Here is a 15768-nt window from a genome sequence, read left to right on the forward strand (position 1 = left end):
GATGAAATTTGACACTATTATTATAGGCGGTGGAGCTGCAGGAATGTCTTGCGCGCTAATTTTGGGTTCAGCTATCCATAAAGGTGTAGTTCCGGGTAGGCAAGTGGGAATAGTTATGCATCAAAAAGCCTCTCATCTAAACTCGGCTATGCTGAATAATGCTTTGGGTGTGGTTCCAGGAACTACGGGGAAGCAAATTATGGAAGAAGGCGTTGTTCATTTAAAGGAGCAATATCCCGATATTGAACAAATAGAGGGAGAAAAAGTTAAGGAAATTGTTACTTTAGACAAGGGTTTTAGGGTAGTTACCAATAAAAATAACTATCAAACTGAAATTGTAGTTGTAGCCACCGGTTATACCAGCCCGTTTAGAATTCAAGGATTGGAAAGCGAAGTGATACCGCATCAAAAAGCAAAGGTGTCCAAAAATCGTATTCAGCTTAAAAATAAAGATCATTTAGTAAAACCGGGTATTTATGTAGCAGGTAGCCTTGCCGGTTGGAGAAGTCAATTTGCTATAGCCTGTGGAAGTGGTGCAAGTGTAGCAACAGATATTTTAAGTTTATGGACGGGAGAGCAAACTAAGGTACACGATAAAATACTATAACATATAATATCCTGTAAACATAAGTGGTATAGAAAAAAGCATTAAAATTAGACACGTGTGGTGTACTCTTCTGTAGAGCAGAGCCAGTTTTAATTTATTTTTAAATTCTTTATCGTCTGTAATTTGTATTTGACTTTTTATACAACTTATTGAAACATTAGAGGAGTTAACGAGAATTTCTTTCTGTAAAAATAGCAAAGCGCTGTTATCCAATAACCTAAAGCTTACCGCTATAATGAAGAAAAATAGCGGCGAAATTGTAAAGAAAATTATAAGATTCTCATTAATTGCAATCACAACTGCAATCTATTGATTTTTTTGCGATAATTCAAGCACTTTTTTTATTCCTGGGTCATTTTTGTTGATTAATTTTTCAAAAGCATTGGTGCCGTATAATTGTTGGGCAATTACAGCTTTTAAATATTGTTTTACCAGGCTTTTTTGATTCTGTACATCAAGTCTAATATTTGCATTGTTTACAAAATCAATGAAATCCTGTACCATCTTATCTGAGATAATTACTTCACCCTCAAAATTCTTTCGTTGCACATTGTTATAAAAACTTCTATTTTTCTCCAGTACATTAAAGATAAACCTACTCATATACCCACCTTGCAGAAGAAGCTTAATGTTATTCTTTTCGTTATCGCTATCTAGCGGAATAAAAATATCGGGAATAATTCCACCCCCTCCATACACTACTTTGCCTTTAGGGGTTTCATACCTAAGGGAATCGTCTACATTTATACTATCGGCGCTGTTGAGTTCGCCATTCTTGTAACGGCGCATATAATCCTTAAAGTAACTTTCGTTTCCGTTATTGTAAGGTTTTTGGATAGAGCGGCCTGTTGGAGTATAGTAACGTGCAATGGTTAACCTAACTGCGCTACCGTCTCCTAATTCCATTTCACGTTGTACAAGGCCTTTCCCATAAGACCTACGACCTACAATAGTGCCACGATCGTTGTCTTGTAAAGCGCCGGCTACAACCTCACTGGCAGAGGCTGAACTTTCATTAATAAGTACATACAAATCTCCATTCTCCAGAAGTCCTTTTTGTCTTGAAAAAGTTTCTTCAATTGCACCATTTTTGTTTTTTGTATACAGTATAAGCTTTTCGTCTTCCAGGAATTCATCTACAATTTTAATAGCTTCAGAAAGATAACCTCCGGGGTTGTCTCTAAGGTCTAAGGCAATTTTATTAGCTCCTTTTTTCTTAAGGTTCCTTAGTGCATCTTTAAATTCTTTATAAGTAGTTTCAGAAAATCTATTTATTTTAATATAGCCCAGCTCAGGCGATAACATATAGGCCGCGTCTACACTTTTTAATGGAACCCTTCCTCTTTTAACTTTAAAGGTTAGTAGATCTTTAATTCCTTTTCTTTTAATTTTAAGGGTTACCTGAGAATTTTCTTCACCTTTTAAGTGTTTAGTTAGTGAATCGTTACTAATGTTTTTATTGAAGAGTGGTGTGCCGTTGGCATAAAGGATGCGATCTCCACCACGTATACCTATTTTTTCGCTAGGTCCGCCTTCCAGAGCCTGAATTACCACAACCGTATCGTTTACATTATAAAAGCTAACACCAATTCCTACAAAATCCCCTTGCATATTTTCTATGACTCCTGCATATTCTTCTTTAGGTATGTATACCGAATGTGGATCTAGATTTTCAAGAATTCTATTCACTGTGAGATCAACTATACTGTCGGTATTCACATCATCTACATATTCATAGTCTATGTAGTCTATAAGTCGGTTGAGCTTTTGCTTTTTTGGGTTGGAAGAGAAAAGTGCGTCAGAAGAAGAGAAATCCAGTTTGGCGCCCAGCAATACGCCCAGGGCGCAGGCTGAAGCAAGAAAAATAGGAATCAATATTTTTTGCCTGGTATTCAATCTTCTAAATCATTTATTTGTTCAAGGCTTACCCCGGCTTTTCTTAGAAATTCCAGGCCTGAGTTATCTTTATAGTCTACATGATAAACCAATCTGGTAATACCCGCTTGATGGATTAATTTACTGCATTCTTTGCAGGGTGACATTGTAATATATAATGTAGCGCCATTACAAGATTGAGTAGAGCTTGCAACTTTTAAAATAGCATTGGCCTCAGCGTGGAGTACATACCATTTGGTGTAGCCTTCATCATCTTCGCAATAATTTTCAAAACCGGTAGGGGTGCCGTTAAAACCGTCAGAAATTATCATTCTATCTTTTACAATAACTGCGCCAACCTGTTTTCTTTTGCATTGCGATAATTTACTCCATTCGCGAGCAATTCTCAAGTAGGCTTTATCGTATTTTAATTGTTTTCTTTTATTCATTATTAATATTTTCCGGCTTTTTAAGGTGCCATTTCGCTTTTGTTAGAGCGTTCTAATTTAAAAAATAGCCTGAAAATTCTTTTGAAGTATAGGCAAAATAATACCGATAACTATTGCCGAACTTATTAATACCCAGTCTCTTTTAGATACCGAAAAGATGTTTTGGGCAATAAAACCAAGAATCATAACAGCAATTACAACTATAACCTGGGCTGTTTCTATTCCGAGGGCAAACTCTAGAAGTGGTAAAAATTTATTTTCAATATTGGCAGAAGCCATTTTGAAATAGCTGGAAAAACCAAGACCATGGATTAAGCCAAAGAAAATGGTAGTAAAATATAGAGGATTATGGTTTTTGTTACGATCTTTTTTGCTGGCAGTTACTAAATTGTATAAAGCTGTAAGAATTATAGTCACCGGAATTAGGAGTTCTACCCAGGCAGCGTCTACTTTAACAATACCGTAAACCGATAAAAATAATGCAAGAGTATGACCCAGCGTGAACAGGGTTACCAACCAAAGAATTCGTTTCCAACTGCTAAAGGTGTAGGCTGTAACCAAAACAATTAAAAACAGAATATGATCGTAAGCCTGCCAGTCTAGAACGTGTTCTAAACCCAATCTAAAATACAGCCAAAATTGAGACATATCTAATTATTTAGAAAGACCCGAAAGTACAACTTATTCAGAAATTCGCAAAAGCTTTAGAAAGGCCTAATTAAAGCCATTTCTAGCTTTCTTTTTATCTTCAAAAGCTTGCCGTAAATATTAGATTTTAAAAGTATTTGCTCCTTTATTGGCACCGCCAAATGGTGTAATATCCCGAGGTAGTTTACTCTATTTTCTGTACTTCTTTAAATTATTTGGTAATCGGTCTCCTTTTATATTATGTCTAATATTTCAGCTAAAAACTCAAACATTAACGTTAGTTTAAAGAATGTTTAGTGGACTTTTGGTTAATATTGCCTGTTATATTGATTTTTAAATTTACTCAGTTACAGGGTTTTAGTGTCCCAGGCCTTGCTTTTACGTCCAGGTGTTTCCACCTAAGAATATGCAGGCTTGTCGTGTGTTTATTGGCACCGCCAGAGGGTATAACTCCGAGATAGTTTATTTGTATAATAAAATTATTGTAAGCTATTTTTTAACCATTTTAAAAAACTGTAGCAAGAGCGTATTTGTTGTTAAAAGAAAAGATTATGAAGAAAAACTTTATGAATATGCAGTCTCTGGATATTTACCTTTCCTCTCTTAGTTTGGAGGAATCCAGGGCAATAGAAAATGAGATAAGGGCTTCTGAAATTAAATTGATGCCGCTAAGAAGTTGGGATATTTATAATGATTATTACTCGAGGCAGTTAGTAATTATAAGGCAACAGAATAGTATTAATAGTTTTAAAGAATTGGCGGAGAAGTTTGAATGGACTAACGATTTAGATGCTATTTTTAAGGGAAAATCTTTTGATGCCTTAGTGGTAACCAATAAAAAGGCTAAGATCGAATGGGTGAGTGAAGGATTTACTGAAATGACGGGATATAGCAGTACATATGCAATTAATAGAACTCCACATTTTTTACAGGGAGAAGAAACCGATCCGGCTGCTTTAGAGAGAATAAGATATAAGTTAGCTAAGGATGAACCTTTTACTGAGGTTTTGGTTAATTATAAGAAGGATAAAAGCACTTATAAATGCGAGATTAATGTTATTCCTTTAAAAACTCAAAACACAACCCATTATTTGGCCCTGGAAAGGAAGGCAGGTTAGTATGGTGCTTTTATAAGTTTTCCAGGCTCTCGTATTTCATTTGGACAAGCGAAGGTTCTGCATCATTTACTTCCATTATGGCGTTTTTATAGCTCTGGGAAGAGTTGATCACCACCCCGTTTTGATGTTTCTTTAGCGTAGAGAAAAATTTTACTTCAAACCAAACTTTATTTAATAAACCCTGCTCTGTTGTAGTAAGTTCTTGATCACCACTAATCAAATTATTCATATGCTTTTGGGCAACTTTTTTAATCTCATTAGCTGCTTCGTTTTGTGTAGGTAAGTTGCGAATAGCCCCAATGATAAAAAACATTTTTCCATACCCCAGCTTGGCTACATACTCATTTCCGTATTTAAGCTTATAAAGTTCCGGGTTTTCATTATAGATCTTCCTAAGTGAATCTCTTACCTGCCAATTATTTTGAAAATGCTGGTAGCCATCCTGGTATGATCCGCCGCCAATTAAAACGCCTTTTTCAGTTATTGGGTATTGCTCAATAACCGATTGGTATAATTCGGTGCTAACAGCAAATTTGGTGGCAAAGTAATCTCCGGGATTGTAGAACTCATCAAATAACCTAAACGGATACATAAATTCTATGGGGTTGGCAGTGGTTTGCCAGGTTGGGCTTTGAGAAAAGGATTGATTTAGGGTGTAATATGAAGCTTCAGTTGTACCAAATGGATTGGCCACCGGGACATGGTTACCTGTGTAAATTCCCGAACCAACTTGTTCTTGATAAGGGTAGGTTTTGTTCAATATGTCCTGTCCGCTAAGATTAATAGATACATTACGTGTTCCGGCTGCTTTGTTATAGGTTGTTTTGGTGGTGTTACTATTGTCTGCTGAGGTAAATTCAACAGAGGTTAACTCAGCATTGGTATAGGAATGTATGGCAGTACCTTTATCGCTATAAATCTTTTTAACCAAAGGAAATCCGTTTTCATATTTGGTTTCAAACCACAGATTTCCTTCCGGCGTATAATATTTAGACCAAAGTGGTTTATTGGTTTCACTTCGGCCCACCTCCATATAAAGATGCTGCTTTGGATAACTCGCATATACTTTAGCAGTTTTTATGTAGCCGTTTGCGTAATATTCAAATTCAGCCGAAGGTTCCCCAGAACGTTCATATTGCCCTTGCTTTATCCATCCATTTTCATGCTTACTGGTTAGCTCAAAGTTTGAATTAGACTGGATAGAATAATCAGTTTTTGGAGTATCATTCTCTTTTTCGCAGGAAGAAAGCAAAGTTATAATTGCCAGTAGGATAAATAGTTGTTGAGCTATACGCATTTTAAGGGCTAAAAATTGTTGATTGTAAAAATTATGCAGCCAAATTAAAGATTTATTATTAATTTTTTGGTAATAAACATGATTGATATAGGGGTAGCCGAAATTTTTTACACTCCCTTCTAATGGCTCTTAGTGTGCCGCTAGAGCCGTGAATATAGAATAATAATTAAAGCCGGCTTATTTTAGTTTAAGACCCCCGAGCCGAACTAATAGTAATTTTAGTAATAATTGCGGCTTAATGCTATGCGGTTTATCTAAAAGTAATTTGCCTACAAAACCCGTGTGGAAGGCGTCTTATTTATAGGTTTTTACAACAAAATTGCTGAATAGAACCCTGGCTCCATGATTTTGTCTTAATGGGCTACTAATGTAAAAGTGTTTGGCTTTTTCATTATTAAAAAGTTCGGTATCGGCAATTTTTGTCTTGTCTAAATATATTTTAACCCTATTTTGGTTTACCTCTATGGCTACATGCATTACCTGGTTGGCGTAAGTTTCCAGGTCAAATGAAGAGGACTGGTAAAGGTCATTTGCCCTACTGGAAATGTTTATGTCGTTGTTATTCATATACTCCAGTTTTCCTGCCCAGATATTTTCGTTAGAAATCCAACCTCTAATACTATTATCTTTAGTGAAGCCAAAGTATAAGGAAGATAAATCGTTAACTTTATCGGCGGCTACCAGAATATCAAATTCCAGGGTAAAGTTGGTAGGGTAATAGATGTTTTTGTTGAGCTTATAGGTTGTTCTTTCCCCCATTTTAAGCCATTTGCCTCCTATTTCATTTATACTAACTACTTCACCGGTACTTGTGGTTTTCCAATCTAATGGCATAGCTCCACTAGGTATAGAGTTGAAATTGGAAGCGAAAATTGTAGAGTCCCCTGGTTTGAAGTCATAAACTTCTTCTAGTGTTATTTTACTTTTGCTTTGAGTTTTACCTTCTTTGTTATCTTCCTTTTTACCATTTAGCTTCTCTTCAACTATTTCGGCTGCTTTGTTTTCAAGCTTATCCTTAATTTTTCCGAATAATTGTGCCTGAACAGGCTTGGCAAATAAAAATAAACTTAAAATTATAAGAAATTTAGAAGCTTTCATGATGCGTCTATTTAGAGTAATTTATGAGCAAATGTAAGTATCAGCTCAATAAGCAAATCCATTGGAAATAAAGAATTATTATTCTATAAGCTTCGTTTAGAATTCCACCTTCCTGGATTAGTATTCGTTGAATAGTTCCAGTAGTGATTGCCTTTTTGATTGCGCTACTGGTACTGCAATATTATTTGCCAGTTGAACGCAGTGTCTTTTCTTTTGATAGGATAAGATATGCATAGTGTTTATGAGATGCGACTGATGTACCCTCATGAAATTAAATTTTTGCAGCTCTTCTTCAAAATTCTTCAAAGATTTAGAGACTAAGATTTGGCGACCGTCACATAGAAAAAAAATAGTATAATTATTATCGGCTTGTGCCTGAATAATATCTTTTAAAGGAATGATATGAATATCTTCAAGAGTTTTTAAAACTATTTTTTTCTCGGCTTTCATTTGTTGGTTGCTAAAGAGAGTCTCTAGTTTTAAACTATAACGATGGTCTTTAAGTGATTTTATAGTCTTTTCAATGGCGGAAATAAGATCTTGAGGGGAAATTGGCTTTAGAAGAAAATCCAGGGCACTTAGGCGAAAAGCTTTTACCGCATAATTTGAATAAGCTGTGGTAAAAATAACCTTTATGTTTTTATAGCCTTTTTGGAATAAATTCTCCAAGAAATCCATAGAATTTCCGTCTGGGAGGTTGATATCCAGGATAAGAATATCGGGAAGGAAATTTTCAAAGGCTACCTGGGCTTCTTTGATAGTTTTCGTAGTTTCTACCAAACAATCCTTAAAGTTAACCCTAATTAAGCCGCTAATCATATCTAAAGATGCATGATCATCTTCCAGGATTAAAATTTTTACATCGTTATTTATTTCTTTCATAACCTGCAAATTTAGAATTCAAGATAGGGTACTGTCAAGGTCACTTTGGTGCCGGGAAAAGCTTTGTCATTGCATGCTCTTTCTACATTTAGTACAATATGTGACTTATTCATTTTATTAAATTCTTCTACTCTATTTTTTAAAATTTCCCTTCCCATAGAGCGATGAAGTTTTTTATGGTCTTGAGACCTGTCTGTCTGAATGCCTTTTCCATTATCTACAATTTCTATGTAGAGGACTTTTTTCTTAACATCTTGCCTGAACAGAAGTTTTACCTTACCATTTTCTCTATTCTGTCTCGCACCGTGAATTACGGCATTTTCAACAAAAGGTTGCAGTAGCATTACCGGTATTTTAATAGTTTCCGGGTCATGAACATCCTTATAAATAATGCGATATGAAATTCCTTGATTTTCAGGGGTTTTTTGAAGTTCAAGGTAGTTGGATAAAATTTCCAGTTCGTCTGTTAAATTTATATATTCTTCGTCTGAATGTTCTAAAATAAGCCTTATTAATTTGCTGAAATTATCTAAATACTGCATAGAAGTATTAGGTTCATTTTTATAGATGTAATACTGAACCTGTTGGAGCGCATTAAAAAGAAAATGCGGATTTAATTGAAGTCTAAGGAATTTACTACGAAGTTGCGACTGCTGTAAGGCTTGTTTTGTTTTAAGATGGTTTATTCTAAAGAAAATGATTATCAATATTAGAAGAAAGAAGATACCGCCCCCAAAAATTAGCCAGGTAATTTTTTTGTTATGAGCTTTTTTTTCGGCCTCTAGATTGGCAATTTTTCTTTCTTTTTCAGCAGTATCATAAAATGTTTTAATGGCAGCTATTTTTTCTTCATACCTTTTTTCTGCTATTTGATCTTTAATGCTATCATACCGGTTATAATAATCTATACCTTTTTCATAATCTTTTATATTGATATAGGCATTTTGTAAGTTATAGAATAATTGTTGTAGTTCTTGGGAAGAAGCCTTTGCCAGGGCTTTCTCATAATAATTGATTCCCTCCGGTACTTTGCCCGAATTTACTAATGCATAGCCTAGATTGTTATAAGTAATAACAGATAGAGGCATTTGTAAACTATCCCTTATCCTTAAACTTTTATTAGCAGTGTTAATGGCCAATTGCCATTGTGATTCTTTGATGTATTGATTACTAAGATTCGTTAAAATAACGACTTCAACTTTAGGTTGCTCAATTTCTTTAGCCAACTGCAAAGCCTCTTTGTAGACCTTTATTACTTTGGGGTCATTCTTTTCCATATAAACCCCGCCGAGGTTAACCAAAGTTTTAAGGCGCCAAAAATCATTGTTTTTATAGCCCAATAATGCTTTTTTGAAGCTTTCTTCGGCGCTGTTAAAGTTTTTGGATCTTGAGTACACTATTCCAATTCCTGAGAATAGTTCTACGCGATCTGTTTCAGATAACAGTTCCAGGTGCTTTTTGGCATCCATATAATTAGACAGCGCAATATCCAGTTCGCCCTGCAATAGGTTTATTTTCCCCAAATAGATGTGTGCCCTGCCAACAGTTTGAAAATTCTTAGGTTGTTTCCTGATAATTTGAAAGCTTTCTTCTTTAGCTTTTTCCAGGGCTCTATTCTGAATTAGGGAGTCAATACTTTTAAAGTCCTTGGGGTTTTGTTGTATTCCATAACTAAAAGTAAAAAGCAGGTTGAAAAAGAGTACTATTGTAAATTTTGTAAAATAATGCATGAAGTTTAATTGGGGGGTAATGCTGTGGGATTCTGCTAGATTGGCGCTGTTTAGTGCGACAAAAGTATTACATTCTTAAAGGATAAAAAATGTTATTTTACTCGATAATCGAGATTTAAAAAATCTATGGCTTGTTACAAGGTAATTACTTTTCTAAGCCAATACGTTTGCAAAAGTATAGTATTAATCTTGTTTTTGCTTTTAGCAGAAATCAATTTAAGGTTTAAGGCATCTTAGTCTACCGATTTTTGATTTTTAGAAGTATTTTTTAGTTTGGCAGATGGACGCGGGAAGTTTACAAATGAGCTTAAGCTTATAGGTTTATCCTTATATAAAAACAATACTATTTGGAGCTGGAAAAATAGTAAAGTTCTTATATAAGGATAAATAAAGGATATTATTAGAGGCTTTACTCGGTCATAGATAGATCTAAAGCTCCTTTGATTTCCGTTGATATCTCACCAAGCCAGCCAACATTTCCCTGCGCCCCTGTGTAGACGCTTATAAAATCTACACCTCTTAATGCTACGGGGTTCATATTATCATCTACTGCCCAATCCAAATCCATGGCGTTTCCGGCATAAGTATTATAATCAGCATCAAAATTGTCTACATACCCCCATTCAAGTGCATCTATAGAGGCAAATCCTTCCAGGCTCACCTTAGGGTAAACCCGGGTTCCGTTAAAACTCATTTTATCCTTTTCTTCAATAAAGAGTGGATAGTAATTTTGGGAGTGGTAGGGATTAACCATTACACTGTCTTGATCTTCCTGGTTATCTTCCCAGGGTACATTGGCGTACTTTTTTGGATTGGTGTAGGTTAATTGATAATTCAATATAGTTTCTTCTTTTTGATGTGCACTTCCTGCTAGTTCATACCAGGTGTCATCTGGTAAGCCATTACCATTCTCATCAAAAGAAACCTTTACAATACCGGGTTCAGAAAGTCCGCCCATTGCATTACCATAAACTACAAAGTCTTTAGCATCTTCTCTATTTTCAATGGTATGATCAAAAGTGAAGGTTACGTAGCCTCCCCATGCTCCTAAAGATAGAATGGCCGATTTTCCACCCACTAATTTTTCTGCGCTTTCCAAAGAACCGTAGGTTTTATTAATATATTGGCCGGGTGCAGGTTTATATTCAATAATTTCAGAAATATATTTACTGCTGTTTTCTGTTTTTGGGCGGAAATAAAGCTGATAAGGATCATTTACGGTAACTTCATAAGAGCGCAGCAGAGAGTCGTTATTCGCCAATGCTTTAAATTGTAGTGCAAATGTGCCAAATTGCTTGGGGGCGTAATGAAGGTTTTGAGCTTCAGAAACTTTATCATCACCTAGTTTCCAGCTAAAACCTGTCCCTTCCGGTAAATTTAGAATTTCAGGATTAATAGATAAAGTATCTCCCAGGGTTAATTCGTAATCTTTCTGGTAATTTAGATCCGCAAACTCCATAGGAATTATGCCTGGGCCGTCATCTTTGCTACAAGATGAAAAAAGTAAAATACCTCCAATAAGGATTAATGATTTAAAAAATGATTTTTGTTGCATTTGATTTGTATAAAGGTTAATAATTGGAATTAACTTATTTTACAAAACAAAACAGCAGGGGATATAGTTAGAATAGAAGACCTACCCAAAGCAATAACTCCCGAAAGCTTTGTTCCTTATGTTTCCGGCAGGTTTTCTGACTTCTCCCTCTTTTTAAACCTTCCCGTCCCAAAAGACAGTGGTATCAATAAAAAGATTTTCCTAAAAATTAAGGAAGGGATTTACAGCAGCGGGAACTGTTCAGGATTTACACCTGATTCCCTTTTAATACAATACCTTAAAAGCATTGTAACCGAAAATCCCGGCAATATTAAGTTAAATTTCTGGTTTGAGAATCTTAAAAACTGAATTTATCTTTACTTCTTTTTAGTTATAAGCTCAATGAAAGTCTTGAAATTAAATAAATAATCCCTAGTTTTATCCCGCATAAGTTCTTTAGCATACTTCATCAAACAGAAAAGGTTTTACTTAAGGTAGATTAATAGGGAATCGTGTGAGAATCACGAACTGTCGCGCAACTGTAAGTAACATAATAAAGCTACTGTCTAAAGAATTATCCACTGCATAACGCGGGAAGGATGACAGCAGCCGTTACAAGTCAGGAGACCTGCCTATTCTGATTGGACAATGCTTTCGCGGTTTGAAGCTTAGGTCTTAGAGATGTACCCGTTATAATACTTTTTATTTTACAGGAGAAGTATCTCTTTTTGGGTGTATCTTCTTTCTCCTTTTTTTCTTATCGCCTGGCATTACGAAGCATTTATAAAGACTTTTAAAACAAATTGTTTAATTATTAAAAGTTAGAAATGCAAACGCACATTCTTGGCTATCCGCGAATTGGTAGCAACAGAGAACTCAAAAAAGCCTGCGAGCAATATTGGTCAGGCAAAAGTGAACTTCAGGATCTTCTTCAGGTAGGAAAAAAAAGCCGCCATGAAAACTGGAAGCTTCAAAAAGACGAAGGAATTGATCTAATTCCCTGTAACGATTTTTCTTATTATGACCAGGTTTTGGATATGAGCCTTACCGTAGGAGCTATTCCTGAACGTTATAGGGAGATTGAAAGTAGAAGTGACTTAACCAATCTTGATTTATATTTTGCGATGGCCAGAGGCTATCAAAAAGATGGCTTAGATATTACCGCCATGGAAATGACCAAATGGTTTGATACCAATTATCATTATATCGTTCCTGAATTTTCCAAAAATCAGCACTTTAAGCTTAACTCCAATAAGATTCTTAACGAATTTAAGGAGGCAAAGGAAGCTGGGATTCATCCTAAACCTGTAATTATTGGACTGGTTACATACCTTCTTTTGGGAAAAGAAAAAGAGGGAGGTTTTGATAAAATAGACCTTGCAGAAAAATTATTGCCGGTTTACCAGGAGCTTTTAACTCAATTACAGGAAGAAGGAGCACAATGGATTCAGTTTGACGAGCCTTTTCTAGCTTTAGACCTAGATGAGAAAGCCAGGGATGCCTACTCTTTTGTATATAATGAGCTTAGAAAAAAATTCCCTAAACTTAGATTTGTTCTCAGCACTTATTTTGAAGGCCTTAACGACAATCTTGCCCTGGCTCTAAAGCTTCCGGTAGATGTGTTACACCTGGATTTGGTGCGATGCCCATCACAATTAGACAGGGTGCTTGAAGAAATTCCTGCTAGCTTAAATTTATCGCTCGGGATAGTAGATGGACGTAATATTTGGAAAAATGATTTTGAAAATTCCCTTCATCTTATTCAAAAGGCACAGGATAAAATAGGTTCTGATAGATTGCTACTGGCTCCTTCCTGTTCGTTGTTACATGTTCCATACGATCTTGATTTGGAGACTGAAATAAACCCTGAAATTAAGAACTGGATGGCCTTTGCCCGGCAAAAAGTAGGAGAATTAAAAACTCTTCGGGCTTTGGCTACCGGTAGTACTGAAGCGCCCCTTTTAAAGGAGTTTAAAGAGAATTTAGATGCTGTTAAGAGTAGAAAAACTTCAGAGGTAATTCACAACAAAAAGGTGAAAGATGCGGTGAGTCAAATTTCAGAAAAAGACTCACAAAGATCCAACTCCTTCAGCATAAGAAAGATTGAGCAGCAGAGAGTATTGGATTTGCCTTTGTTTGCTACCACCACCATTGGTTCGTTTCCGCAAACCAAAGAAGTGAGGAGTTGGAGGGCTCAATTTAAAAAAGGAAAATTATCAGCAGAAACATATGATAGTTTACTAAAAAAAGAAACCCAAAATGCCATAAAATGGCAGGAAGAAATAGGTTTAGATGTTCTTGTACATGGAGAATATGAGCGTAATGACATGGTAGAATATTTTGGAGAGCAATTAGATGGTTTTCTGTTTACCAAAAAAGCCTGGGTACAAAGTTACGGTAGCCGATGTGTTAAGCCTCCTATTATATATGGAGATGTCTCCAGGCCAGAAGCCATGACGGTTTATTGGTCTCAATATGCGCAATCTTTAACCGATAAATGGGTTAAAGGAATGTTGACGGGGCCTGTAACCATCTTGCAATGGTCTTTTGTTAGAGACGATCAACCAAGATCTGCCACTTGTAAACAAATAGCTTTGGCTATTCGTGAAGAAGTAAAAGATTTAGAGCAGGCCGGGATTCAAATAATTCAAATTGACGAACCTGCCATTAGAGAAGGATTACCGCTACGGATATCCGGCTGGAAAGAATATTTAGATTGGGCGGTTACTTGTTTTAAATTAGCATCGGCAGGGGTAAAAGATTCTACTCAAATTCATACACACATGTGCTATTCTGAGTTTAATGATATTATGGAGAGTATAGCAAATATGGATGCAGATGTGATTACCATTGAGTGCTCCCGATCGCAAATGGAGTTGCTGGAAATTTTTTCTGATTTTGAGTATCCCAATGAAATTGGTCCGGGGGTTTATGATATACATTCCCCCAGGGTTCCTGCCGCCGAAGAAATGCTTACTTTGCTAAAAAAAGCCGAAAAAGTAATCCCTGCAGAACAACTTTGGGTAAATCCAGATTGTGGTTTAAAAACCAGGAAATGGGAAGAAACTGAAGCTGCATTAAAAGCAATGGTTAGCGCCGCAAAAATGGTAAGAACTGCTTTGGTGGAGAATTAAAACCAACTTTTTTTATAAATACCCATGAAGCACGAAGAAAAATACTGCCCAAGATGTAAAACAGCCTTTGAATGTAAAGTTGGCTCTATAGAACTTTGCCAATGCTCTCAAGTGGTACTGGATAATGAAGAACTGGAATACATACATAAACTTTATGAAAGTTGCCTTTGCGCTAAATGTATGAAGGCTTTAAAAACAGAGTATCGCAACCAAAATTTACAGGAAAAATTAAAGGCTATTCTGGGTGTATTTTATAGGCCGCCAAAAAATAATAAAGGCGGCTGAAGAGGCTTAGTTGGAATTTTATTGACACTGCCAAAGGGTGTAACACCCCGAGGTAGTTAACTGAAAAAGTATATTTGGTTAACAATAACAAATTAAGGCTGTCTGAAAGGTTAATTTTCACCAAACTGGATTTATTTCAGTTTAAAAAGCTCAAGGTGAATTTTTAAGGCTTTTCAGGCAGTCTTTTTATATCATGGTATCTCAATCTGCCAGGTTTATTTTTCAGTCCGGAAATTTTAACCGGTTACTTACAACCCACTTTAGCCGATATTAATAGCTGTTGATTAAAATGAGTAAAATTTGTTCAAATAAAAAAAATGATTCTTTCCAGTTTACATCTCTTGTTCTTTTTATGACTTTTTTACTTAAGTGGGTTTACGCATTGTTAGCAGGGTCTTCTTTAAAGAAAATATAAATAGGTTCTATAAAACTATTTATATGGCATATAAATTTTCCTCAATTTATAGCTTTTAGAAAAATAAAATAAAACTTTGGAAATAGTATATTAGCATTTTGTTAACTATTGCAAACATTATGAGTGCCTATACCTGGCGTAAAAGGTTTAAAAATGCTGCAAAAAAAACTGAAGGACGGAGATTCAAAAGCATTAGAGGAAATTTACAACCTGTATTTTTCTAAAGTATATGCCGTTGCCATAAAGTTTGTGAAAAATGAAAGTGTTGCCCTGGACCTGGTGCAGGACTCCTTTTTAAAAATATGGAAAAACCGTAGTAGCATTAACCTGGAACTCCCTCTAGATCAGCAGTTGTATGTTATTACCAAGAATGTTGTTTTTGACCATTTTCGAAAAAAAGTAAACGAAGAAAAGCTATTGAGGGAATACAAATTACACCAGGAGCAAGCCAGGAACCCTACAACTTCTAGTGAAAATGATCAGCTAAAAAAATTGAATGGCCTATTAGAGCAACTCCCTAAACGACAGCAAGAAATTTTTAAATTAATTAAATTTCAGGGATATACTTATAATGAAGTTGCTTCTAAGTTAGGTATTTCTAAACATACCGTTTCCAGCCACTTTTCAACAGCCATGAAGTTTTTAAAAAAGAATAGTAGGCTGTTTAGCTTTTTCTTTCCAATACTATAAAAACTT

The 15768-nt window shown here is 35.5% G+C and carries 13 protein-coding genes and 2 riboswitches; of the genes, 5 read left to right on the top strand and 8 right to left on the bottom strand.

Going from position 1 to position 15768, the window contains the following annotated elements:
* Position 1: 1 nt before the first annotated feature.
* Complete coding sequence (locus I6U49_RS13050; RefSeq protein WP_198629138.1) at positions 2-607, top strand: FAD-dependent oxidoreductase; 606 nt, start codon at positions 2-4, stop codon at positions 605-607.
* Between the two features lie 306 nt (positions 608-913).
* Here the strand turns inward: I6U49_RS13050 and I6U49_RS13055 are convergent, their stop codons facing one another.
* The 3 genes from I6U49_RS13055 to I6U49_RS13065 are packed head-to-tail and all read right to left on the bottom strand — an operon-like array spanning position 914 to position 3579.
* Entirely contained in the window at positions 914-2503 is a 1590-nt protein-coding gene (locus I6U49_RS13055) for a S41 family peptidase (protein ID WP_198629139.1), read from the bottom strand.
* Positions 2500-2931 (bottom strand): deoxycytidylate deaminase, encoded by a 432-nt coding sequence (locus I6U49_RS13060; protein ID WP_193712002.1) that lies wholly within the window; start codon positions 2929-2931, stop codon positions 2500-2502. The genes I6U49_RS13055 and I6U49_RS13060 overlap by 4 nt, the downstream gene beginning before the upstream one ends.
* A 57-nt stretch (positions 2932-2988) precedes the next feature.
* The gene (locus tag I6U49_RS13065; RefSeq protein ID WP_193712003.1) at positions 2989-3579 is read right to left on the bottom strand and encodes a HupE/UreJ family protein; all 591 of its coding nucleotides are present in this window, start codon (positions 3577-3579) and stop codon (positions 2989-2991) included.
* A gap of 551 nt (positions 3580-4130) precedes the next feature.
* Here I6U49_RS13065 and I6U49_RS13070 point away from each other — a divergent pair.
* On the top strand, positions 4131-4697 hold the full coding sequence (locus I6U49_RS13070) for a PAS domain-containing protein (protein WP_198629140.1): 567 nt from the start codon (positions 4131-4133) through the stop codon (positions 4695-4697).
* Positions 4698-4707: 10 nt separating this feature from the next.
* On the opposite strand, the gene I6U49_RS13075 is transcribed toward I6U49_RS13070, so the two are convergent.
* From I6U49_RS13075 to I6U49_RS13095, 5 genes are all read right to left on the bottom strand, one after another.
* Positions 4708-5994 carry a hypothetical protein gene (locus I6U49_RS13075; protein ID WP_198629141.1) on the bottom strand — a complete coding sequence of 429 codons (1287 nt, stop codon included), beginning with the start codon at positions 5992-5994 and terminating at the stop codon, positions 4708-4710.
* Positions 5995-6288: 294 nt separating this feature from the next.
* Positions 6289-7092, bottom strand: coding sequence for a hypothetical protein (locus I6U49_RS13080; RefSeq protein WP_198629142.1), 804 nt, complete (start codon positions 7090-7092; stop codon positions 6289-6291).
* Positions 7093-7209: 117 nt separating this feature from the next.
* Positions 7210-7974, bottom strand: a complete 765-nt coding sequence (locus I6U49_RS13085; RefSeq protein ID WP_193712007.1) for a LytR/AlgR family response regulator transcription factor — start codon at positions 7972-7974, stop codon at positions 7210-7212.
* Positions 7975-7985: 11 nt separating this feature from the next.
* Positions 7986-9704, bottom strand: a complete 1719-nt coding sequence (locus tag I6U49_RS13090) for a tetratricopeptide repeat-containing sensor histidine kinase (RefSeq protein WP_198629143.1) — start codon at positions 9702-9704, stop codon at positions 7986-7988.
* Positions 9705-10113: 409 nt separating this feature from the next.
* Positions 10114-11259, bottom strand: a complete 1146-nt coding sequence (locus I6U49_RS13095) for a hypothetical protein (protein ID WP_198629144.1) — start codon at positions 11257-11259, stop codon at positions 10114-10116.
* A 109-nt stretch (positions 11260-11368) separates the two neighbouring features.
* A riboswitch (cobalamin riboswitch) is annotated at positions 11369-11571 on the bottom strand.
* A gap of 130 nt (positions 11572-11701) precedes the next feature.
* A riboswitch (cobalamin riboswitch) is annotated at positions 11702-11888 on the top strand.
* Positions 11889-12065: 177 nt separating this feature from the next.
* Here I6U49_RS13095 and metE point away from each other — a divergent pair.
* The 3 genes from metE (at position 12066) to I6U49_RS13110 (ending at position 15762) form a co-directional block, all read left to right on the top strand.
* Positions 12066-14372 (top strand): 5-methyltetrahydropteroyltriglutamate--homocysteine S-methyltransferase, encoded by a 2307-nt coding sequence (gene metE, locus I6U49_RS13100; RefSeq protein ID WP_198629145.1) that lies wholly within the window; start codon positions 12066-12068, stop codon positions 14370-14372.
* Positions 14373-14396: 24 nt separating this feature from the next.
* The gene (locus tag I6U49_RS13105) at positions 14397-14657 is read left to right on the top strand and encodes a cysteine-rich CWC family protein (RefSeq protein ID WP_193712014.1); all 261 of its coding nucleotides are present in this window, start codon (positions 14397-14399) and stop codon (positions 14655-14657) included.
* Between the two features lie 568 nt (positions 14658-15225).
* On the top strand, positions 15226-15762 hold the full coding sequence (locus I6U49_RS13110) for an RNA polymerase sigma factor (protein ID WP_198629146.1): 537 nt from the start codon (positions 15226-15228) through the stop codon (positions 15760-15762).
* Positions 15763-15768: the final 6 nt, after the last annotated feature.

The sequence above is a fragment of the Salegentibacter maritimus genome (genome assembly GCF_016236915.1).
Classification (GTDB): Bacteria; Bacteroidota; Bacteroidia; order Flavobacteriales; family Flavobacteriaceae; genus Salegentibacter; species Salegentibacter maritimus.